Annotated in this window: 20 protein-coding genes; 7 read left to right on the top strand and 13 right to left on the bottom strand. The window is 60.2% G+C overall.

Translation table 11 applies throughout. The annotated features are described in order from the left end of the window. Positions 1–44: 44 nt before the first annotated feature. Complete coding sequence (locus tag KUG39_RS17575) at positions 45–884, top strand: glycosyltransferase family 25 protein (RefSeq protein ID WP_094585832.1); 840 nt, start codon at positions 45–47, stop codon at positions 882–884. A gap of 795 nt (positions 885–1,679) precedes the next feature. Here the strand turns inward: KUG39_RS17575 and KUG39_RS07060 are convergent. The 4 genes from KUG39_RS07060 to KUG39_RS07045 form a co-directional block, all read right to left on the bottom strand. Next, the gene (locus KUG39_RS07060) at positions 1,680–2,159 is read right to left on the bottom strand and encodes a nuclear transport factor 2 family protein (RefSeq protein WP_216913930.1); all 480 of its coding nucleotides are present in this window, start codon (positions 2,157–2,159) and stop codon (positions 1,680–1,682) included. Positions 2,160–2,193: 34 nt separating this feature from the next. Beyond that, complete coding sequence (locus KUG39_RS07055) at positions 2,194–2,562, bottom strand: hypothetical protein (RefSeq protein ID WP_216913932.1); 369 nt, start codon at positions 2,560–2,562, stop codon at positions 2,194–2,196. A gap of 70 nt (positions 2,563–2,632) precedes the next feature. Further along, complete coding sequence (locus KUG39_RS07050; RefSeq protein ID WP_216913934.1) at positions 2,633–2,980, bottom strand: type II toxin-antitoxin system PemK/MazF family toxin; 348 nt, start codon at positions 2,978–2,980, stop codon at positions 2,633–2,635. Beyond that, positions 2,962–3,171, bottom strand: a complete 210-nt coding sequence (locus tag KUG39_RS07045) for a hypothetical protein (RefSeq protein ID WP_216913936.1) — start codon at positions 3,169–3,171, stop codon at positions 2,962–2,964. The genes KUG39_RS07050 and KUG39_RS07045 overlap by 19 nt, the downstream gene beginning before the upstream one ends. Before the next feature lie 325 nt (positions 3,172–3,496). On the opposite strand from KUG39_RS07045, the gene KUG39_RS07040 reads away from it, so the two are divergent. The 4 genes from KUG39_RS07040 to KUG39_RS07025 all read left to right on the top strand — a co-directional run bounded on the left by KUG39_RS07040 (position 3,497) and on the right by KUG39_RS07025 (position 7,642). Continuing rightward, a complete protein-coding gene (locus KUG39_RS07040) occupies positions 3,497–4,747 on the top strand; it encodes a glycosyltransferase family 4 protein (RefSeq protein WP_216913938.1) in 1,251 nt (416 codons plus the stop codon). 4 nt (positions 4,748–4,751) lie between these two features. Continuing rightward, positions 4,752–5,531: an alpha/beta fold hydrolase gene (locus KUG39_RS07035; RefSeq protein ID WP_216913940.1), complete on the top strand. Its 780-nt coding sequence runs from the start codon at positions 4,752–4,754 to the stop codon at positions 5,529–5,531. After that, positions 5,528–6,691 (top strand): LLM class flavin-dependent oxidoreductase, encoded by a 1,164-nt coding sequence (locus tag KUG39_RS07030; protein ID WP_216913942.1) that lies wholly within the window; start codon positions 5,528–5,530, stop codon positions 6,689–6,691. The genes KUG39_RS07035 and KUG39_RS07030 overlap by 4 nt, the downstream gene beginning before the upstream one ends. Positions 6,692–6,877: 186 nt before the next feature. Further along, positions 6,878–7,642: a DUF3598 family protein gene (locus KUG39_RS07025; RefSeq protein ID WP_216913944.1), complete on the top strand. Its 765-nt coding sequence runs from the start codon at positions 6,878–6,880 to the stop codon at positions 7,640–7,642. Positions 7,643–7,739: 97 nt separating this feature from the next. Here KUG39_RS07025 and KUG39_RS07020 read toward each other — a convergent pair whose 3' ends face one another. The 9 genes from KUG39_RS07020 to KUG39_RS06980 form a co-directional block, all read right to left on the bottom strand. Beyond that, positions 7,740–9,104 (bottom strand): AlbA family DNA-binding domain-containing protein, encoded by a 1,365-nt coding sequence (locus KUG39_RS07020; protein WP_216913946.1) that lies wholly within the window; start codon positions 9,102–9,104, stop codon positions 7,740–7,742. A 301-nt stretch (positions 9,105–9,405) separates the two neighbouring features. Beyond that, a complete protein-coding gene (locus KUG39_RS07015) occupies positions 9,406–10,491 on the bottom strand; it encodes a M14 family metallopeptidase (protein WP_216913948.1) in 1,086 nt (361 codons plus the stop codon). Positions 10,492–11,088: 597 nt separating this feature from the next. Then, complete coding sequence (locus KUG39_RS07010; protein WP_216918267.1) at positions 11,089–11,781, bottom strand: hypothetical protein; 693 nt, start codon at positions 11,779–11,781, stop codon at positions 11,089–11,091. Between the two features lie 3 nt (positions 11,782–11,784). Continuing rightward, positions 11,785–12,249 (bottom strand): hypothetical protein, encoded by a 465-nt coding sequence (locus KUG39_RS07005; protein WP_216916605.1) that lies wholly within the window; start codon positions 12,247–12,249, stop codon positions 11,785–11,787. Continuing rightward, the gene (locus KUG39_RS07000) at positions 12,246–13,130 is read right to left on the bottom strand and encodes a ParA family protein (RefSeq protein ID WP_216916607.1); all 885 of its coding nucleotides are present in this window, start codon (positions 13,128–13,130) and stop codon (positions 12,246–12,248) included. Before KUG39_RS07000 ends, KUG39_RS07005 begins: the two co-directional genes overlap by 4 nt. Before the next feature lie 1,006 nt (positions 13,131–14,136). Continuing rightward, positions 14,137–16,122 carry an ATP-binding protein gene (locus KUG39_RS06995; protein WP_216913954.1) on the bottom strand — a complete coding sequence of 662 codons (1,986 nt, stop codon included), beginning with the start codon at positions 16,120–16,122 and terminating at the stop codon, positions 14,137–14,139. Between the two features lie 244 nt (positions 16,123–16,366). Continuing rightward, the gene (locus KUG39_RS06990; RefSeq protein WP_216913956.1) at positions 16,367–16,744 is read right to left on the bottom strand and encodes a hypothetical protein; all 378 of its coding nucleotides are present in this window, start codon (positions 16,742–16,744) and stop codon (positions 16,367–16,369) included. A gap of 276 nt (positions 16,745–17,020) precedes the next feature. Further along, positions 17,021–18,211, bottom strand: a complete 1,191-nt coding sequence (locus KUG39_RS06985) for an MFS transporter (RefSeq protein WP_216918265.1) — start codon at positions 18,209–18,211, stop codon at positions 17,021–17,023. 11 nt (positions 18,212–18,222) lie between these two features. Further along, on the bottom strand, positions 18,223–18,942 hold the full coding sequence (locus KUG39_RS06980; protein WP_216913960.1) for a Coq4 family protein: 720 nt from the start codon (positions 18,940–18,942) through the stop codon (positions 18,223–18,225). Between the two features lie 118 nt (positions 18,943–19,060). Between KUG39_RS06980 and KUG39_RS06975 the strand changes: the two genes are divergently transcribed. Together KUG39_RS06975 and KUG39_RS06970 are read left to right on the top strand one after the other, a co-directional pair. Beyond that, positions 19,061–19,729 carry a TetR/AcrR family transcriptional regulator gene (locus KUG39_RS06975; protein WP_216913962.1) on the top strand — a complete coding sequence of 223 codons (669 nt, stop codon included), beginning with the start codon at positions 19,061–19,063 and terminating at the stop codon, positions 19,727–19,729. Positions 19,730–19,866: 137 nt separating this feature from the next. After that, positions 19,867–20,427: a hypothetical protein gene (locus KUG39_RS06970; RefSeq protein ID WP_216913964.1), complete on the top strand. Its 561-nt coding sequence runs from the start codon at positions 19,867–19,869 to the stop codon at positions 20,425–20,427. The last annotated feature ends 103 nt before the right edge of the window (positions 20,428–20,530 follow it).

The raw sequence follows: 20,530 nt of genomic DNA, 5'->3' as shown, positions 1-20,530 counted from the left end.
CCCGCACGCCCCATGGAGGGCCTGCTTCCACGCCGCATTGATGCATGGCCAAACTTTCCTGGCAGGACTTACTCAACGGACCTGCCTTTGTGGTCAATCTCGATCGCCGGCCGGATCGGTGGGAAAACAGTCGCAGGCAACTGGAATGGGCAGGATTCACGGACACACATCGCTGGTCGGCCTTTGATGGTGCGACGGGAAACGTCAGGCAGGAGCTGAAACGGTTCGGCATCGATCAACTGGCGGATCGCGAACACTTTCTCAGCCAGTCTGGCGCCCAGGGCTGCGCCGTTTCGCATCTGACGCTTCTCCAGCACATCATCGATCAGGGGTATCCACGGGCCTGCATCTTCGAGGACGACATCCGCTTCTCCCGGTCGTGGCACCAGCTGGCACCGGCGTTCCTGAGCAGAACGCCCCGCCACTGCGACCTGCTCTTCCTGGGCTCACAGATTCAGTACGACGCCCTGCCCCGCCTGCATCCAGCCCGGCGTTTGAATCGCTCCCGAACACTCACACGCCTGAGCCAGAGCGCCTGGCCTTGGCCCTCCCGTCGGCTGGGCGATGTGGTGCAGGGGCCGCTCTATTGCATGCACGCCTTCAGCATCACCCGGAAGGGCTGCCAGGAGTTGCTGAAGTTCCTGACCACCCAGAGCGACGGTTTCTACATCCCGGATTGCATGATTCACGACGCCATGGCCGGGCGCACCCATGTCTCGGGATTCCCGCTGCGCTGGTATGCCTGGAACGGCCATCGGATCCCCTCCCTTGTGGAGGAACGGGGCACGAATCCCCACTGGATCAGGCGGAACTGCGGCCTGGTGTATCAGGAGGAAAGCTTCGGCACGGACATTCAGCCGCGCCCGGCGGACTCCCCGGCCTGAGGCTTTGGCGGCAGAACGCCCTGGGCGGGCGGGGGCGTGTCCTTCATGGGGGGAACCAGGCGCGCCGAGGCTGAAGGCCCCCGCCAGCAGACCGGCCAGGGCGATCGCCACGCTCCACAGCTGCACCGGCCGCAGGGCGCCGACCAGGTCGGCGATCGACAGCTCGGCTGGGTTGAGGGCCTGGGGACCAGGCGAAGAGGGGGCGTCGCCCCCCGGCTTGAGGGCCAGCACCTTCTCCTTCCAGTCGGCCAGCACGCCGTTGAATTCGTTGGAGGCCAGGGCCGTTGCCTCCAGGGGCACGGTCTGGACGTACCAGTCGTAACCGGGCTCCAACAGGCCCTCGGCCTTCAGCCCTGCCTCCACGATCACGAGCAAGGGCAGGTGCTTGGTGTAGGCCATCGCCGCCTCGATGTGGTTCCAGGGGGTGGGCAGTCGGACGTCGGCAAGGCTGCCCTGACGCGGGCCGCCGCGCTTGTCGAGGCCGGCGGGGAAGTAGGAGCGTTCCAGGGCGATGACGACGATCCCGGAGCAGTGCTCCATCAGCTCGGTGATGGCCTTCAGGGGTGCGTCGGCGCTGAAGGTGTTGCGGCCGACGGTTTTAGGACTCAGGGATTCACTGCGCAGGCGATCTTCAATCAGGCGAACGAAGGATTCCTGCTCCGGTGTTGCGGTGGCGCCCACACTCACGAAGACGAGTTTCTCCCCCATCCCGCGCCACGTATCAGTGGGCGGAGCCTACCGATTCCCCGGCCGGCGCGCTCGCACCGACAGATCGGCAGCGGGGGCCGCGCGGCCTCAGAGGCCCAGATCGGACAGGCCCGGGTGATCGTCGGGGCGGCGACCCAGCGGCCAGTGGTACTTCCGCTCGCTCTCCTTGATCGGCAGGTCGTTGATGCTGGCGATGCGGGTGTGCATGAAGCCCTGGGCATCGAACTCCCAGTTTTCGTTGCCGTAGGCACGAAACCACTGGCCGGAATCGTCGTGCCATTCGTAGGCGAAACGCACGGCGATGCGGTTGCCATGGAAGGCCCAGAGTTCCTTGATCAGGCGGTAGTCGAGCTCCTTGGCCCATTTACGGGTCAGGAACTGCTGGATGGCCTCCCGGCCGCTGACGAACTCGGCCCGGTTGCGCCAGACGCTGTCCGGGCTGTAGGCCAGCGCCACCCGTTCCGGGTCACGGCCGTTCCAGGCATCCTCGGCCATTCGCACTTTCTTCGCCGCCGTTTCGGCATCGAAGGGGGGAAAGGGGGGCCTGGGGGATTCCGGAGCGGTCACTGGAGCAGCCGTTGCACAGCGTGGACAGGCTAATTCAGAAGGGAATGGTGTAGGTGTTCCCCCGCTCACTGCGCACCAGGAGGGACGAGGAGGTCTGCCGGTAGGCGGCCAGGGTGGTGCGGCCATTGCTGGGCTCGGTGATCAGCAACTTGCCGCATTCCTCCTGATCACGCTGGCCGCAGGTCCAGGGCTCGCCCACCTTCTCCATCTCGATCTGCTTGCCGTCGGAGCGGAAGGTGAGCGTGAACGAGGTGGATCCGCCCGCCACCAGGCAGGCTTCGGGACGGCCGTTGAAGCTGCAGCTCTGCCAGGCGGCCTGGGCATGGGCTGCCGGGATGGCCGGGAGAGCCAGGGCGGCGCCGGCGGCGATAAGGGTGCACAAGGCCGCCAGGGGGGAACGCATGGGCGGGGGTGCCGGGGAAGTCCACTCTCGCCCCCGCGGTGCAGCGTTGCCCCAGCGACGCCGTGGCGGGTCAACTCTCAAGGTCACCTGCACGCAGGATGTCTACCAAACCATCCAGGACCTCAGACATTTTCCCAGGATTGAGCCTGCCAGCCACTCCAGAAATGATCGAGACATTCGCAGTGAACAGCTTACCGATGCGCACAAAGCTCTCACGTTTGAGACCACCTTTGGCAAAGTCACTTTCCGAAAGAGGAATTGCCAGCCTATCCGCGTAGGGCTTGCTTGTGATTTGACACAGCACAAAGTCTCCCATTCCAACGTCTGCAATGGCCAATGCCGGCCTGCGCTTGGCTTGCGACAGGTCGGAATAAGGAAAGGGGATGAGAACGACTTCCCCTATTGCAGGTGGGCCCATGCAGCTTCCTCTTCTGGGCTCAACCAGTCGGCCGCCAGAGCTTTTTCGCTCAAGTCAAATCCGTTGACGACAGGGTCGGGCTCGTCAATTGGCACAGAAACGAACACCTTCGCCCCCGTTTTCAGATGGACAGGACTCTGGATCCGGATGCGCCCATCTGTTTCAACAACAGCCTCATATTTGTTTTCCATCGGGATGGGCCGGTGGGCCTTAGACAGCGTTTATTCAGCATAGCTCGAATGATGCCGTTATGAAAGCAAGCTCAAACACTGCTTCTAAGACAGGCAGACGCCATGCAGCAACTGGGCAGCCAACGTTGCTCGCCTCCCGGGTTGGTGGGGGGGCAATCGGGCACGGCGTACAGCCAGCAATCGACGCGCGGGACCGCCAGCACCGTATCGATCAGGGCTGGATTGAACACACCGCTTGGGAGAATCATGGCGAGCTCCGTGGCAGTCGGTTACAGTCTTCCGGAAGCGTGCATCATCGTATTCAGGCTCTTCTTCTTGCTCAACCTTGGATCGATGGCAGAAGCCCATCCACCATCCGCTGGGCGACATCCAGACCAAACGAACCGCCTGGCTTGAGAGCATGAATCTCCTCTTCATCCTGTGTGACAACCCATTCAGGGCCTCCTGCGGCATGGGGAGCTCTGTCAAAGAAATCATTGAAGGCCTGGCCAACACCGACCAAACCATCAGGATCCAGGTGTTGGATTTGCGATGGAACGACGGCCATCAGACGATCACCGATCAGATCGAGGTGTTTTCGTGCGGATACAGGGATGTCCTGGGTCAGAACTTTATCGTCCAGACCCTGATGAATGCCCCCATTCAAATCATCTATGGGATTAAGAACCTGAAAAGGCCCGATGTCATTCACCTGCAGGACTGGTCATCCATCCCGGTGGGCAACGCCTTGGCGAGCTACTGGGGAGGCAACATCAAGTCGGTGTACACAACCCAATTGAGTTACACCCTGTTGCTAGAGGATCTGGCGAAGGAGTCCATTCCTGCTCCGCCCGTCGACCAATCGATTGTTGCTGAGATTGAACGACTGGAGCGCGAAAGCATTCAGTCGTCAGACATGGCCATCTTCCTGAACCGGAGCGATCAGGCAAGACTCGATGGACCGCACGATTCGCAGGTGATCCCCCACGGCATCCATCTGGAGGAGGTTGCGTCGATTCCATACGAAGACAAGAAGCTTCCAGGAGATCACCCTGTCAAGTTCCTGTATTTCGGGCGCATCGATACGATGAAGAATGTCGGGCGGCTGCTCGATGTCCGATTGCCCAGCGGCGTCGACCTGATCGTGATGGGAGGAGAAGCCGGCTCGAATCCGGAGTTGTATCAACGGCTGGAGAACCTGGCGCGCGAACGCGATAACTTGCACCGGATCCCTTTCACCTCAGGGGATGACAAGTTCCATATCATCCGAGCGGCGGACGCTGTGATCTTCCCCAGCATCCATGAGCCCTTCGGCCTGGTTGGACTCGAGGCCTTGGCTTGCGGCACACCCCTGATTGCTTCTTTTGCCGGGGGGATGAATGACTATCTCGATGACGGCTGCGCGATCCGAATCGACGGACTGGGCGCCAAGGCCATCGAGAACGCCATCCACAGGTTAATGACGCTGTCAGACTCCGCCAAGGAGGCCATGGTCAGGAACGGATTGGACGTCTGCAGGCGCTTCTCATGGAAGGATCCTGTCGAGCGACACCATCGGCTCTATCGGGACTTGACCCATGGCAGCGTGCCCGAGTAGGCCCATGGTCACGGAACGTCGCATCGAAATTCGAGGCTGCCAAGTCGCCTATCAGCGTGGCGGCAAAGGTGAACCCCTCCTGCTCCTGCACGGCATGGATGGGCGAGCCTCGTGGGACAGCGTGCTTTCCAGGCTGACGGAGCACCACGATGTGATCCTGCCCGACCATCCCGGCTTTGGCGCATCGGGGTCAGGGGAATGGATCGACGGCATGGGCGATCTGGCCCTCTTTTACCTCGATGTGCTTGATGCGTTGCAGATCGAGAGCTGCCACCTTTCCGGCCACTGCCTGGGCGGCTGGCTGGCAGCGGAAATTGCCGTGATGCAGCCGCAACGGTTCAAGAGCCTAAGCTTGTGTGCCGCAGCCGGCATCCGTGTTGACAGCTGCCCGATGGGGGATGCCTTCCTGTGGAACCCGGACGACACCATCGGCCAGCTGATCGTTGATCCGCAGGCCAGGGAAACCATGCGGGCGAAGCAATCGAGCGAACGTGATATCGAGCTGATGCTGAAAGCCAGACAGATGTCGGCGCGATTGGCCTGGCATCCTCGCTTTCACAACCCCCATCTACGTAAATGGTTGCATCGGCTGACGATGCCAACCATGATTCAATGGGGTGAGAACGACAGACTTTTCCCCGTGGCCTATGCCCACGGCTACCACGCCATGATCCCCCACGCCCAGCTCCATCTCTACAGGGACTGCGGCCATTTCCCGATGCTGGACGCCACCGATCGCTACCTCGAGCATCTGGACGCATTCACTGCCAAGGCATCCGCATGAAGTTCTATTCCTTTCATTTGATGCCCTATGGGGCGCTCGATCTGGATTACGTCGAGAAACATGTCTCGGCAAGCCTGGTGCTGCCCAACACTTACTACGATCCCCAGATTGGCCATCAGCTCTATAACCGCTATCTCGATGAGCTGGAACTAGCCGATGAACTCGGTTTTGATGGCGTGTGCGTCAACGAGCATCACCAGTCGGCCTATGGCCTGATGCCCACACCGGCCGTGATGGCGGGGGCGCTCTCCAGAAGCGTGAAGCGAGGCAAGATCTGCATCCTGGGGCGTGCGTTGCCCTTGCTGTCCAATCCCCTCAGCGTGGCGGAAGAATACGCCATGCTCGACAACATCACCGGCGGCCGCTTCATTGCCGGTTTCGTCCGAGGGATTGGCGTGGAGTATCACGCCACCGGCGTCAACCCCACCTATTCCCTGGAGCGTTTCCATGAAGCGCACGATCTGATCATCCGGGCCTGGACGGAAGAGGGGCCTTTCCCGTTCGAAGGCAAGCATTACAGCTACAACTATGTGAATCTGTGGCCGCGTCCTTTCCAACAACCCCATCCGGACGTCTGGATTCCCTCCGGAGGCAGCCTGGAAACCATTCGCTGGGCGTCCGATCCCAAGCGGAAGTATGTCTATCTGAATGTCTATAGCAACGTCGATGTGGCCTGCGGGCTCATGGACACCTACCGGAACTGTGCCGAGGCGTACGGCTATACCGCGAGCTCCGAACAGCTGGGCATGGCCCTGCCGATTTATGTGGCAGAAACCGATGCGGTTGCCCGAAGGGAAGCCAAGCCCCATATCGAGGCGTTCTTCAACAAGTTTCTGCGCATGACCAATGAGATGTTGTTGCCACCGGGCTACACATCGGTGTCCTCCCTCAAAAGGCTCCTGATCACCAGCCGCGAAACGCTGATGGCTAACCATTCCCTGGAAGCCGTCGACAAGCTCGGCATGTTCCTGGTGGGGTCACCCGAGACGGTCCGTGAGCGTCTGGCGGAGTTTGAGCAACGGCTTGGCATCGGCCATCTCTGCGCCATCATGCAATTCGGCAGCCTGCCGCATGCACAGACGAAGCGAAATCTGGAGCTGTTTGCCGAAGAGGTGATGCCCCATTTCCGGGCCAAAGTAACGGCAGGCAGCTGCCCCTAGGGGCCGATAGCAGCCAACCCCCGGCAGGCCCGCAGCACCACATCGGAATAGATGCACAGGCCCAGTCTTCGTTGGAGAAGAAGGGCACCGGAAGGCCGGCCGATTCCCCGCTTGCTCCCCACCCCGGCGCCCAGGCTCGCCGGCCACGGCGGGCTGCCTACCATCGCCCCTTTGCCGCCCTTCCCCATGGCCAGCCAATGGCAGAACTTTCTGCGCAACCTGGGGGAGTGGCGGGGCAGCTTCACCACGATCAGCGCCGGCGGCGAGGTGCTGGAGAGCCATCCGTCGGTGCTGACGCTGGCGGCGGGCGATGACGACGACCACCTGGTGCGCTTCAGCCTGCAGCGCTGGCCCGCCGGCACGGCGATCGCCCCGGGCGGCGGACCGGCGCCGGGGGCGGGCGAGCCCAGCCGCGCCATGGAGCAGGACTACCGGACCCTCGGGCGCCAGGTGGTGTTCTTCGATTCCGGGGCGTTCAACAAGGGGTCGCTGCAGGTGGCGCCGAACACGGTCTTCGGCGGTGAGTTCGGCTTCATCGCGGCCGACCGGCGCCACCGGATCGTGCAGCTGTACACCCCCGACGGCCGCTTCGATCAGCTGGTGCTGATCCGCGAGTTCCGTGCCGGCAGCGACGCCGCCGAGGCCGCGCGCGCCAGTGCCGAGCAGCTGCTGGGCCGCTGGCAGGGCCAGTCAGCCACGATCAGCGCCGACTGGCACGAGGCCGACACCAGCGACGTGCAGCTGGAGCTGGGGCACGCGGAGCTGGAGGCGCTGCGGCTGCTGCCCGATGGCGGCTTCGTGCGCCTGCCGGAGCAGGTGAGCCACCGGGCGGCCTTCGAGCTGGTGGGCGGCTGGCTGCCGGCCCCGGGCCGGATGGAGCGCCTCATCCGCCGTTATGACGCCACCGGCGCCTGGGTCTCCGCCAGCCACGAGGTGCTGGAGCGCGTCTGAAGGGCCGCGCCATTCGAGGGCGTTGTGGTTGATATCAATTTTGGGTTCGTTGCCGCGGCGCAGCCAGCTGAAGCCATGGGAGTTGAGAGCCTCAGGTTCATGGAGGGCCACCTTCGGCCAGGAAGTATCTGCGCTGGGGATCCTTGGCGCTGGTGCCGATCTCGCGCACCAGGCCGCGATCGATCAGACGGGCCAGCCGCGTACGCGTGGCCCGGGCCGACAGCCCGATGATGGCCGCGATTTCACGGGTGGCCAACCCCTGGCCTTCGTTCAGGCTGGCGAGGATCGCCTGCTCAGTGGCGTCGACCACTGCTGGGCCCACGGGGACGGTGGCAATGGTGACGCGAAAGCGATTGGCGATCTCCTCGAAGATCGGCGGCGGCAGGCCCGCGTCTCGACAGACTGCCGTCATCCGCTGGATGCCGCTGCCCCATTGCTCGATCAGCCCCAGCGCCTGGAAGACGCGGCCGATCACGCGGTTGCGCAGCTTGGACACCCCATGGGGCAGATCCTCCACCGTGAGGCCGAAGGGCAGCAGACCGGGATTTTCGATCTCCAGCCGGTCAGCGAAGATCGACAGCCGGATCGGTGCGCCCCGCTGGGAATAGTCGGTGTGGACCACCGCATTGATCAGGGCCTCGCGCACGGCCTCGGGCGGCAGACTCCAGCGGTCGGTGCGGCGTACCGCACCGATGGTGGCGCCATGCCAGGAATGCTTCTGCACGAACGCAATCGCTTCCTCCACGGCCTGCACGGGGCAGGAGTGGATCTCGACCCGATCGAGGATGCGGCTCTTGTCGCTGCCGGCGAAGCGCCCGGCCTGGATCCAGGCATCGGGAAAGTGCCGCTCGCGGTCATGGCCGAAAAGGATCATGCCGCCCACGGTCGGCACCGTCTTCCCCTGGTGGTCGCCCACGAGCCGCAGGGTCTCCAGATCGCTGCGGCGGAGTTCGCGGAAGGGCGCAAACGACTCGGAAGCCGCTCGGAAGTCGATCGCTTCCGAGCCGAGCCCCGGCAAGGGCTGCTCGTCGAAGCCTTCGCCCCGGGAGAAACGGCGCAGTTCCTCGATCAGCTCGGCATCGGCGCGTCGGTTGGTGGAGCCCACCCGCACATACACGCCTGCGGCAGGCCCCTCGCGGATCAGGTGATGGGGGCGGCTCGGGCTGGGGTACACCTGCAGGGCCAGCACCTGCGTCTGTCGCCAGGGCAGGATCTCGATCTCCGGCACCAGCCGAGGGCTGATCCGGTCGCTGATCAGGTTGGCGAGCCGCTCCTCCTCATCCAACGGGTCAGCCAAGCCGCGCACGTTGCGGCTGCGATCCTCCACCCCGATCAGCAGCGCGCCGCCGGCCGTGTTGGCGAAGGCCACGATCGTTTTCAACGCCCCATCCGGCGAGGAAAGATCACGCTTGAACTCCAGCGTCTTGCCCTCAGGGCGCTTGAGCAGGTCGAGCAGGTCCATCCTGCTCAGAAGTGTACTCGGAAGCAGACAGCCTTGTCATGGATCCGAGCTACTTACTGAGTGCGGGGGCATGGGTGGCAAGCCCAATATGGTCTTTGGCGGTGAGTTCGGCTTCACCGCGCCGGCAACCCATCCAACATCTGCCATAGATCTGGAAATCACGATCCGTCGTGAGAAGCAACGGCGAGTCATTGATCTCCGCCAGGCGGATCAATGCGGCATCTGCCAGAGAAGCGGGCACATTCTCATTGCGCCTGAAAAAGGTAAGCAGGGTTGGATGACAGGGCATCAAGGGCTTCGCTCAACCCCCCAACCCCCGACAAGCCCGCAGGACCACATCGGCGCAGCGCCCGTAGATGGCGGCCCGCCAGGCGGGGCTGTCGATCAGGAAGGCGTCGCGCACCTGGCGGCGGATCGCTTCGCGGTGGGGGGTGGGGCGATCGGGCACGGCGTGCAGCCAGGCATCGGCGCGCAGGGCCGCCAGCACCTGATCGATCGGCCGGGTGCCGAACTCCAGGGCCAGGTACGTGAGCTCCACCGAAGGGAACATACGGCGCAGAAACACCGGCACCGACCCCGACACCACCGACGAGCTGGAGGGGCCCAGGCCGGGCCTGGTGACCTCCGGGCCATACCAGCGTTGCAGCCGTTCCCAGTCGTCGCCTGAGCTGCCGCTGCCGATCAGCTCCCCGTAGCCCCAGGGGCCCAGGCCGATGTGCAGGTCGATCACCGCCAGGCGGCGGCAGGCCGGGCCCAGGTGCTCGGTGAGGATCTTCTCCAGGGTGGACAGCGACCAGCTGGGGCGGCTGCCGCCGTAGAAGAGGCCGGTGGGATGGGTGTACTGGCCGCGCTGCAGCGCCGCCTGGTAGGCGGCCATCCCGTGCCCAGTGATGAAGGCCTCCAGCAGGGTGTCGGCCCGTTGCCGCTCGGGCCCGTCCCAGTCGCCGGGCAGCAGGGCGTCGTGGAGGGCGTCGTAGGCCGGGTTCTCGGGCAGGGGGCCGCTGAAGTCGAGGCCGTTGCGGTTGAGATCAATGTTGTGTTCGTTGCCGCGGCGCAGCCAGGCGAAGCCATGGGGGTTGAGGGCATGGATCAGCAGCGCCCCGCCGCCGGCCGGCAGGGCGCCGTGGAGTTCATCCAGCAGAACGCCCACCTGGCAACCGGATCCGGCCAGGCCCTCCACGCCATGGGTGCCGGAGATCAGCAGCAGCAGCGAATCGGGCTCGGCGGGCCCCAGGGCCGCCGCATCGATGGCGAGCGGCTCGCCGGCCGGGCCGCGGTGATCGGGCAGGACATGGCTGCTGAGCCGGGCGCCGGCACCAAGGGCGGCGGACAGGAACGCCTCACGGGCCGAGCGGTATTCGGGGCGGAAGAAGTCGCTGGTGGGCATGGGGGAGGGGGTGGGGCCGAGGGCGATCAGAAGGGGTGGTGGTTGAGGACGGACACCATGTGAATCTCGGGGTCGCTAGCAAAGCTGTTCTCAGGCGCGTCGGTGATCGCGATCGCCTCCTGCAACCGGTCGATGCACCAAAACTTGAACCAGGAACATTCTGTTGGCGCCTGGATGGACGGCCTCAAGGCGTATCGGTCAGGACCGAAATCGGAGTTTGAATCAAAATAGATTCAACAGGCCAACCGAGAGGGTTGCTCTCCGTGTGCAGACACCGGCCCCAGTTTTAGATTTTGAAGAACTGCACCTGGATACGCACTTACGGGAGCTTGGGTGGCGACTATCTGCACAAGGGGCCTCCTCCGATTTCTGCGATGTCGAGCCATTCGCGCTCTCTCTCGAGAAGAAGAAATAGGTTTGGCTCGGTCAGCAAAAGGGACTTTGAGATCATGAATTCATTTCCCAAGGGTCATGCATAGGTGCCTGCAGAGGAGAAAGCTGCAAAGCCAGAATGAGATGATGCTAAGTACGCCCTATAACAGCCATAAAGAGCTAGCCATAGTGGGCAAGCTTGAGAGAGGGCCAACCGGCGCACTGCTACGGGAAGAAGGCTCTTTGTTGCTCTGCTGACTTAAACCGTGACAGAAGTGCTGACTGCACGGGAACTGGCAAAGATGCCCAATTGGCAGCGTAGACGGCCAGTAGTAGATCGTTGAGAAACTCGGCGACTTCAAAAGAAACCTCAGCGCACTCAAGACAGGCTGACTTAGGTCTAACCAAGTCTACAAGGTCAGTCACGACGGGAAGAACCGGAACACTTTGTGCGTGAATGTGCGCAGAGAGCAATCGATACGGGTCGACTTCGTTTCGAGTCTTGATCTCACGCAGCGTCCCGATGCGAGCACCAAATCCTGGTATGTGTAGATCTAGGTAATTAAGTAGCTCCTTCTTCAGCCTAAACCCGTCACCAGTTTGGTTTACATGCAACCACTCGACGCGGTGGTCTTTGAAGTACAGCCATCCAAGTAGCAGGTCAATTTGACTACGCATTGAAAACAGGGCGGGCCTCACGAGTCCTAACGACAAAGCTCCAGCCGCCTCGCGAATCGCCGAGGCAACTGCGTCAAGCAAAACGTCGCCAACCCCCGTTTTATGATAGCTTGATAAATAAGTCAACCAGTGAACAAGTAGGGACGAGTTCTGTTCAACGGCCAACGAAATCTCGGCCCCATACGCGCCGGAAAAAATACTGCTTGCAACCGCAAGGTCATTAGTCTGCTTTGCATGCATGGTCTACTTGAGCCGCCAGTCGCTGGGAGCGTCTTGTACAACGCGATTGCGAATTGCTGTCGCCAAGAAAAGAAGATCCTTCTCGGGCACCACTTCAGAGAGCCGGCGAATCCAGTTAACGAAACCCTTGCGCGACTCCGGAGGAATGTGTCGTGATGGGAAGTGGCGCTTGACTTCTTCGCTCAGCGCATTTATTGCAACCGTCCTAGGCATCCGTGCTTCATCAATAAGCAGGCGCTCGATCTTAATGGCCGCCTCACTCGGTGGAGATTTATATTCGTGGGAAGGCGTGTCGACAAACACGTGAAACACTGATTGATTATTCTCAAGTTCGCGCAATTCGCGGATAGTTGAAAGAAAGAACTTTGGTCCCTCGAAAGCAGCTTTCTCAATGAACTCAAACAGTTCCTTCTCTCGGTATCCAGAGGCTGCAAGAAGGCGGCATATTCTAACGTAAGCGTCGTTCATGTCATTCCTAGCGCAGATTTCAACTCCATAACGATGGCCGTGATCCTCGGGGTCACTCGCCAGCCTTGACCCCGTTTGTCTGTAGCAAAACCAGTGTAGCTGGGCGAGGCCTCAAGCACACGGGAGATGTGGAGGCTGTTAGCAAGGGTTGCCGGCCCAAAATCCGGGTCGCTTCTCAGAGCGTTCTCGACAGTAGGGTCATAACCCGACGACTTGACTCCGTTGAGCAGAACGACCAAGGCCGGCTTCCGTGAGAGGCTTGGCAAATCAGCAATATACCGATTCAGCATTCGCAGACCGAGCATGGAGTAGCGATCAGGCCTTACAGGGACAAGGACATGCGTGGCGACTTGGAGAGCACACATCGTCAAGAAGGAACTGCTGGGGTTGCAGTCGATACAAACCAGATCACGTTCTTGACGGCAGCCTTCAATAAACTGCCGGAATCGATTCTTGATAGGGGTCAACACGTTGATGTCCTCAATCATAGAATACTTAACAAGATCAAAGTCGCCAGGAACTAGTAGCAGATTGATCTCCGGAGTTGTGTTCTGAAATTGACGCAGTTTCACTGATACCTGATCAAGGGATGGAGGCGAACCGACTTTGCTGGTAACCTTAAAGATGGAGGTGGGATTCGGGTCTTCCATTACACTGAAGATCGTGCGCCTAACAGCCTTTTGCGATTCGTACTTCTTCTCAGTTAACACCGCTTGTGTTAGATTGAACTGCGGATCAAAGTCAACTAGAAGCACTCGCTTCCTCAAATGTGAGTATAGATGTCGAAAGACATGCGCAGAAATTGTTGTCTTGCCAACGCCACCTTTCATATTGAGAACGGCCACAACGGGGCAATGCGGCTTCTTCGGTTTAGCTGCCATTGATAATTCCTGTTCTCAGGGCAAAAGAGAAGATAGTGCCAGCTGATAAGTTTGGCGTATCCATAATCTTACGATATCGGCGATGCGCTCCATTGTGCTGGCCGCCGTCTGCCATCATCCGGCCGCATGGCTCCCGAGGATATTCAGAACAGCTCTGCGGTGGCTTCTCGAGTGAATGGTGATGATGAACAGCTCCGATTTCAGTCGTGTGCTTCGCGTTTAAGCCATGGTGGCGAGGGATCTATCTGGAGATCCAGCGACTCTCTTTCAAAACCATTGATGCAGCGATCAAGCACTCTCAGCATGAAGCTTGGCGTGAATCCGATTATCCCTGGCGATGCGTAGATGTTGCTCAAGTATGTAGGTGCGACGTCTGAATCATGGAGTGGAAAGCAGTGGGAGCCGCGTCCTGGTCGTCCCTCATGAATGTAGGAGTTTCTCATGCTTTTATATGCAAGGGAACCGTAGCGAGATGCCCTAAGCCAGAGGCACAAGGGATTTGAATCTTTCAAGTCACAAGAATCTAGTATAAATTGAAGAAGTGAATTCAGTACATAGTCATCGCTTGATTGCCGTGTCCGTCGGTCAGTTGATTCGGGAGTGCGGCGGTCAATGCTTTGGCAGAGTGAGCGACACTCTACTGGTAAGTCACCGGGGTGACATGACGCACGATGCCATACATCTGGCAAGGACACTAGTTGAAAGTGACTTCCGCCGTATTTAGCAAGAAATGCATCAAATACAAGCCGCTTGGTTGTCTTCGCGACATTACTATTGCCAAGATTCTTGGCCCAGTGATTGGAAAGCGCATCGATAGCAGCCCATAAAAGAACATTCGCTTCGTGACAGTTTTCCTTAAGATCCAGGCTCTCAATGAATGCCTGTCTCCTGCGCCAGTAGGCAAAGAAAGAGCTTATCCGCCACTCAGGTGACCCTGAGAATGAATCTTCAGTGGTTGACATCATTTGCCTATCCAACGCTCATCATCACCCGTCGAAAGCAGCACTTAACGTAGCCGATCACCTTGTGCCGGGTCGGGAGAAGATGAGATTAGTTCGCTGTTTATGTTGGTCGGGGAACCCGGCTTATCGAGAGCTACCGAAGCATCATGCACGATCGGTGAGCCAGCAGAAGATTCATCCTGGCTTCTAAAGTTACTCTTAAGCAACTCCAAGAATGTATGATTTCTGGCGGCAGCGTCTTCAGTAATTGAACTAAATGACATCAGGAAAGTTGGCGCGGGGATCGGCATGTCATCTGACTTCCGCTTAACGGTGAATGGTTGATAGAAGACCTTACCCTTCGAATAGAGAGGGGTCCATCCCATGTCTTGCAATAACTGAGAAAGATCATCGTCAATATCAATAATTCCATAGTACCAGACTCTTTGAATATTTGGGCAATGGTCAACAAGAAGACGCGCACGCTTGACAAGCTGTACTCCTGCATACGTTGATTCTTTATCATCTTTCTTTTTTCTTTTCAGCTCAACAACAACAACGTCTACGCGCTCAGCCTTATCGGGGTCTGCGGAAAAAATCATGGAGATATCAGGCCTGCCATCATCCTCGATCGATTCATCTTCGAGAGTTATTGCGGCTATGACTGCTCGCATGCTTGCTTCACTAAGAATTGTTCTGAATGTCATGAACTTGTCATCCAATATCCAAGCATTATTTCTGTAGATAGTCTGAACTAGGGTTTCCTGATCAAAGGTCTTATATCGGGGTACGATAAGGTTATGAAGTGTGGCTTCAATATCTTCCGGTGTCGTACTTGTCAGACGCTTGATTACCCAATCACGGTATAGGATATATTCCGTTAGTGAGCGAGCCGACATCTCAAGTGACTTTTGGAATGCATCGTCGTCCGTTGGATCTGAATCGATAATCTCTTTCTGTTGTTGAAAAAACTTTTTTTGCGCAGTCTCAAGTACCTCTTCACGAGCTATGAGACCAACTGTTGTCTCATCAAACAAGCCAATAAGATGGGGATAATCTTCTTCAAAGCTGGCCTTAACTTCTGCGTTACGTGTTCTTATCTCAGGTAGCACCTCACCTAGAATTCGGCCAACTTCTAGCTTAAGATATCGAAATAGGTCGATCTCTCGAACCCCTTCGGGAAGAATTAGCTTTTGGCGAGCGAGATCAGACTTCCCAAAAAGATCAGACTTAAAAAGAAAGATTGCTGATGTGCCTGCTGGGATGTTAAATGGCGCAAGAATCTTTATAGGAATAGCACGGCCGTCTATGTTGACTGCGGTAAGAATAAGTGGATATTCCTGATCAGTCAGAACCGCAGAGAAAACCTCTATCTTGCTAAAGAAATGAAGGGTGGGCTCGCTGATTTCAGAGATCTTCAGCTCAGGGAGATCATCTGGGGAGAGATGCAACGTGTCAGAATAAAAATTCCTTTGCGCATTACTTTCATCAGTGCTAAGGGAGATCTTTATGCTAAGTGGCACTTGCGAAATCCTCCGCTCGTGCAAAGCAGGAAGAAACTGCTCAAGCAATTCACGCTTTATTGCAGACGGCCTAATATCATCATATGACTTCAATCGGATATTGCTAAATTCCTTGAACGTGAGCTTGGTTCCTGCTTGGTCCAAGGGATTCGCTTGAACTACCTCTGAATCTCCTTTGAAATTATGCACAAAGCTAAAGGTACGCCTAGACCCTGAGTGAGTGCTTGAAACATCAACACGAGCAAAGTACTGAAGAAATACGATGCGGCCTAAGCCTTTGTGAATTGAATCTTGAGGCTCTTGAACTCGTTTAAAGCGCTCGTATCCTTCTTCCGAAAAGCCCGAGCCGTTATCTTGTATTGTTATCTCAAGAATATTTGGATTATGAATTTTCCCATCTGATTTTATGAGGATGTGAATGTCAGTGGCGCCGGCATCAATTGCATTCGCAACTGCTTCAAAATAAATCTGGACAAATGCTGGGCTTGGGAAGAAGAGCCGGAGAGCATATTTTGTTTCGATTTCCATGGCTTTAGCAGATACTCAAAGGAAATGATTGAGACATGGGAGGGTGACCCACCATGGGGCAAGGAGCCCGTTCCATCTGTATTCAATTTGCATTTGCCATTAGACTTGGCAAGCTTGATTCGCATATGCTACTGGAGCAGCTTCATTAGATGGTATTTAGACGGTCTAATTTCCGACAAAAGTGGACTACCAAAGGCAGGTCCGCTTGATTGAGGTGTTCGCCCTCATTAGGCCTGTAAAGAATTTAGATGTGAAATGCACTGGCCCTCCATGCCGATGCCTCAACGGGGCCATGCAGTGAGCCCATAAAGTTCTTGATGGGGACTTCTCGGGACAGATCAGTGATGAGCCACTTGACGTACACCCGCCACTCTTCCAAATCAGTGTCAGTGACGATGCCTAAGGCGAGCACTTGAATTGTCGAAGAACCTTGCCCAAGCATCTTCTTTACTGCAAGACGATCACCAGCCTTGATTTTTGGAAACAACTCAGCGACGTTCTCAGGGATTTCACGATTGAACTTTGGATCCCAGCAGTACCAGTAGCCTCGATGTACAAACTCTTCAAGCATGTCGTCCCTCCCCCCGAACATTGCGCCGACAACCCAGTACTGCTCTTGCATTGAACTCTCCAATGGTTTTGTTGAGTGAACTTAGGGCTAACAAGTCACTGGACGGTTCCGAGAACCACTCCTCCCACGTGCTCCCTTTCCGAGAACCGCCTGGCCAGCGGCAGGGCGGATGGCCTGAACTCCCGATGCTGCACAGCCTCTCAAGAGCAACTGACGCTTTCTAGCGATGGTTCACAGATCCGATAACCCCCTGTATCCAGAGATACCCAAGTCTTGCCACCCTGCTCACCCTGAGCACTTCAAGTCCCACAAAGAGATCCACCCCGCTCACCCCCGCGCACTACCCAGAGCAAACGGCACCGTGAGCAGCAGGCTCCCCCCGGCGACCAAGAACAGCCCCGGCAAGGAGATGTCGATCAGCACCCCCGAGAGAGCCTGGGACAGGGGATCGAAGGCAACACCGGCCAGCATCGCCAGGGCCATCACCCGGCCCTGCAGGGGTGCCGGGGTCTCCCGCTGCAACCAGGCCGTGGCCAGCACCCCCACCAGGCCGCCGCCGATCCCCATCGCCGCCAGCAGGGCGGCCGCCGTCCACCACTGGCCGGCCACCGCCAGCCCCAGCAGGCCCGCCCCCAGCCCGGCCGACAGCCAGCCCAGCGCGCGCCCCGGATGGGCGATGGCGCCGAACCGGCCGGCCCACCAGACCCCCACCAGGGCACCCACGCCGTAGGCGGCCTGGAGCCAGCCGTAGGTGGCGGCGCCACCGCCGAAGCGCAGCGTCACCAGCTCCACCACGCCGATCACCACCGGGCCCAGCACGGCCAGGTTGATCATGGCGATCAGCACCAGGCCCGTGCGGATCGCCCCGTGGCCCCAGGCGAAGGCGATCCCCTCCCGCAGGCCCTGCCCCAGGCCCCCCGTTGCCGCTGGGCCCGCAGCGGCCAAGGAAGGCCGCACCTGCACGAAGCAGCCCACGGCGAGCACCAGCAAAGCGGTGTCAAAGGCCAGGGCCGCCGTCGCCCCGGCCACGGCCAGGGCCAGCCCCGCCAGGGCCGGGCCGGCCACGTTGCTGATCTGCTCGCTGCCCTGGAGCCAGGCGTGGGCCCGGCCGAGATGGCGGTCCTCCAGCAGGCGGGGCAGCAGGGCGAGGGCTGCCGGGTAGAGGCAGGCCTCCGCCGCCCCGAACACGGCCGCCAGCAGCAGCACCGGGCCCAGGTCGAGGGCGTCGCGGCTGGCCAGCAGGGTGAGCACCCCGGTGGCCGTCGCCAGGATCGTTCCGGCCCGCACGGCCATCGTCCGGGGCGGATGGCGGTCGCTGAGCACGCCGCCCAGCAGCAGCAGCAGCCCCCGGGGCAGGGCCGCCGCCATCAGCACCAGGGCCAGGGGGGTGCCCGAGCCCGTGCGCTGCAGCATCAGCCAGGTGACGGCGACGAACCAGAACTGGACGCCGGCGAACAGCAGCGTCTGGCCCAGCCAGAGCCAGCGGAAGCCCGGCCGCCGCAACAGGGATCCGCCCACGGCCGTCCCGCTCACAGCTGCCCCACCCGCTCAGCGAAGGGCCGCAGCTGCAGCGCCTCGCGCCACTCGTGCAGCGGCCGCTCCCAGCCCTCCTCCCAGCGCTGGGCGAACAGGGGCCTGGCCTCCAGGCCCATCTGCAGCCCGGTGCGGATCGTCTCCACCAGCTCCGGCAGCAGCTCGGGGGCCCCGAGGGTGGCCGACACCAGGGCCTGGGCCGTGAGCACCGCCCCCAGGGGGTAGGGGAACTGGGTGAGATGGAAGGCCTGCAGGCCGATCTCGCCGGTCACCGTGGTGTCGAAGCCGGTGATCACGTGCCAGAGGTCGTGGGTCTGGCTGAGCCGCAGCTCCACATAGGCCGCATCACTTCCGGGCGCCATGCCGGCGTGCAGGTTGGGGTCGTAGCCCAGCCGTGCCAGCGACGCCGCGTAGGCGTGGCCGAGGCTGCCTTCGGGCAGGGCGGCCAGCTGCTGCAGGTCGTGGGCCGGGGGGATCCAGCGCGCCTCGATCAACGCGGCACAGTCCGGATCGCGGCGCAGTTGCTCGGCCATCAGGGCATAGGAGGGCGTCTCCAGCAGGGCGTCGGCCAGGGCCCCCACCAGCTCGAGGTCGGTGTCGCCGCCGCTCATGGCCACGAAGGTGCCGAGGACGCGGAACAGCTGGGGCGGCAGCTCCTGGGCCTCGAACGACGCCGCGGCTGGGGCGGGGAAGGGACGGAAAACGGTGGTGGTCATCGGTGCGAAGGCGAAAGAACGTGAGTAGTCCTCACGTCCAAGAAATTATGAGCATCCCTCGCCTTTGTCAATGGGATGCGAGGATCGCTCAGGTTTTCCCGGTCTGCCGCTTCCCGCCATGGCCGACGCCACAGCCGCCCCCAGGGAGCCCTCGCCCCTGCGCCGCCAGCCCCGCCAGGCCCGCAGCCAGGAGCGGGTGCGGCGGATCCTGGCGGCCGCCGAGGAGCTGTTCGTGGCCGGCGGCGTCGGCAGCACCACCACCAACGCCATCGCCGCCAAAGCCGGGGTGCCGATCGGCTCCCTCTACCAGTTCTTCCCCGACAAGGGGGCGATCCTGCGCAGCCTCGCCCAGCTCTACGCCGAGCAGCTGCACGAGCTGCTCACGGCCTTCTTCGACAAGGGGGACGGCCGCACTCTCTCCCTGGAGGACTCGATCACCGCCGCCGTGGCCCTCACCGATCGCTTCTTCCGCGACCACCCCGGCTACCCCGCCATCTTCCTGGATGTGCAGAGCGCCACCCCCGAGCTGCTGGCCATCGAGGAGGAGGCCGACGTCCGGCTGATCAACGACTGGAGCGGCCTGATCGTCGAAAAGGCCTCAGCCGAAGGCAGCCACCTCAGCGAGGAGGAGGGCCACCTGATCGCCTACGTGCTGGTCAAGACCGTCGGCCATCTCCTCTGGCTGGCGGCCACCCAGGAGCAGGGCCGCCGCGACCGGCTGGTGGCCGAATGCGGCGACCTGGCCATCGCCTACCTGCGGCGGCGGCTTGATCCCCGGATGGCCTAACCAACAGGACATGATCGTGTCATCAAGATCACAGCCCTGGGCTTTCAATCAGGCGATGGTCCTGGAGGTATTCGCCTGGTCATTCTCAACACAGATTCTAGACGGATACTGCCATCCCATCAAAGAGAGCTACGGCCATGCCCCTCGTCTCCACCTTTGAAGTCCTGCTCACGCCCCAGCTGCCTGCGACCCTGCCACCCGGCTTCAATGATGTCAAAAACCTGGGCCGCAACGTCCTTCAGGGCTACTTTCTGACCATCGCCAATATCAATCCGTATGATCTCGTCTTGTCCCTGGTCTTCACGACCCGGCTCCCCGCGGGAGTGACCTTGGATGAAGTCATTACGTTTGTCGATACGTCCGGACTGAACACGGCTGCGCCGTTGGCAGGTGTTGGGAATAAGTATCGGTTTTCCCCCCTGTTCCTTCCTGCGGACGCAACGGCCCTGTTCATCCTGCAGCCCAGCCCCACGGACGCGGCTCTCGCCGCTTTGGACATTGAAGCTCGCGGCTTTGTGGATCTTCAGCTCTCGTCCTTGGGAGGAATGCCACCAGCGGGGACAAAAGTCCTGGTGACAGCGGAGCAGCGGGGCACGTTCTTCGATAACACCACAGCTCCCAATATCGTCGACAGGGGACTTGATCAGATTGCCTATGGGCTGACGGTTCAGAACGGTGGCCTGCTCACCCTGAACTAGGGCTTGAACCTCCAGGGCCAGGGGGATGGAGACACACCATCCCCCCAGACCACATCCATAGCCTCCGCCATTCCTACAGGCATCACTGCCGCCACCACGTCCT

This window comes from Synechococcus sp. CCAP 1479/10, assembly GCF_019038515.1.
GTDB lineage: Bacteria > Cyanobacteriota > Cyanobacteriia > PCC-6307 > Cyanobiaceae > Cyanobium.
Note: the sequence above shows the minus strand (reverse complement) of the source record. Positions and strands in the feature narration are given on the sequence as shown.

Bases quoted from the DNA above. Each gene is read 5' to 3' on its own strand.
- KUG39_RS17575 (WP_094585832.1), top strand. From the start codon at position 45: ATGGCCAAACTTTCCTGGCAGGACTTACTCAACGGACCTGCCTTTGTG.
- KUG39_RS07055 (WP_216913932.1), bottom strand. From the start codon at position 2,562: ATGCGTTCCCCCCTGGCGGCCTTGTGCACCCTTATCGCCGCCGGCGCC.
- KUG39_RS07050 (WP_216913934.1), bottom strand. From the start codon at position 2,980: ATGGGCCCACCTGCAATAGGGGAAGTCGTTCTCATCCCCTTTCCTTAT.
- KUG39_RS07045 (WP_216913936.1), bottom strand. From the start codon at position 3,171: ATGGAAAACAAATATGAGGCTGTTGTTGAAACAGATGGGCGCATCCGG.
- KUG39_RS07035 (WP_216913940.1), top strand. From the start codon at position 4,752: ATGGTCACGGAACGTCGCATCGAAATTCGAGGCTGCCAAGTCGCCTAT.
- KUG39_RS07030 (WP_216913942.1), top strand. From the start codon at position 5,528: ATGAAGTTCTATTCCTTTCATTTGATGCCCTATGGGGCGCTCGATCTG.
- KUG39_RS07025 (WP_216913944.1), top strand. From the start codon at position 6,878: ATGGCCAGCCAATGGCAGAACTTTCTGCGCAACCTGGGGGAGTGGCGG.
- KUG39_RS07020 (WP_216913946.1), bottom strand. From the start codon at position 9,104: ATGGACCTGCTCGACCTGCTCAAGCGCCCTGAGGGCAAGACGCTGGAG.
- KUG39_RS07015 (WP_216913948.1), bottom strand. From the start codon at position 10,491: ATGCCCACCAGCGACTTCTTCCGCCCCGAATACCGCTCGGCCCGTGAG.
- KUG39_RS07010 (WP_216918267.1), bottom strand. From the start codon at position 11,781: ATGCATGCAAAGCAGACTAATGACCTTGCGGTTGCAAGCAGTATTTTT.
- KUG39_RS07005 (WP_216916605.1), bottom strand. From the start codon at position 12,249: ATGAACGACGCTTACGTTAGAATATGCCGCCTTCTTGCAGCCTCTGGA.
- KUG39_RS07000 (WP_216916607.1), bottom strand. From the start codon at position 13,130: ATGGCAGCTAAACCGAAGAAGCCGCATTGCCCCGTTGTGGCCGTTCTC.
- KUG39_RS06995 (WP_216913954.1), bottom strand. From the start codon at position 16,122: ATGGAAATCGAAACAAAATATGCTCTCCGGCTCTTCTTCCCAAGCCCA.
- KUG39_RS06990 (WP_216913956.1), bottom strand. From the start codon at position 16,744: ATGCAAGAGCAGTACTGGGTTGTCGGCGCAATGTTCGGGGGGAGGGAC.
- KUG39_RS06980 (WP_216913960.1), bottom strand. From the start codon at position 18,942: ATGACCACCACCGTTTTCCGTCCCTTCCCCGCCCCAGCCGCGGCGTCG.
- KUG39_RS06975 (WP_216913962.1), top strand. From the start codon at position 19,061: ATGGCCGACGCCACAGCCGCCCCCAGGGAGCCCTCGCCCCTGCGCCGC.
- KUG39_RS06970 (WP_216913964.1), top strand. From the start codon at position 19,867: ATGCCCCTCGTCTCCACCTTTGAAGTCCTGCTCACGCCCCAGCTGCCT.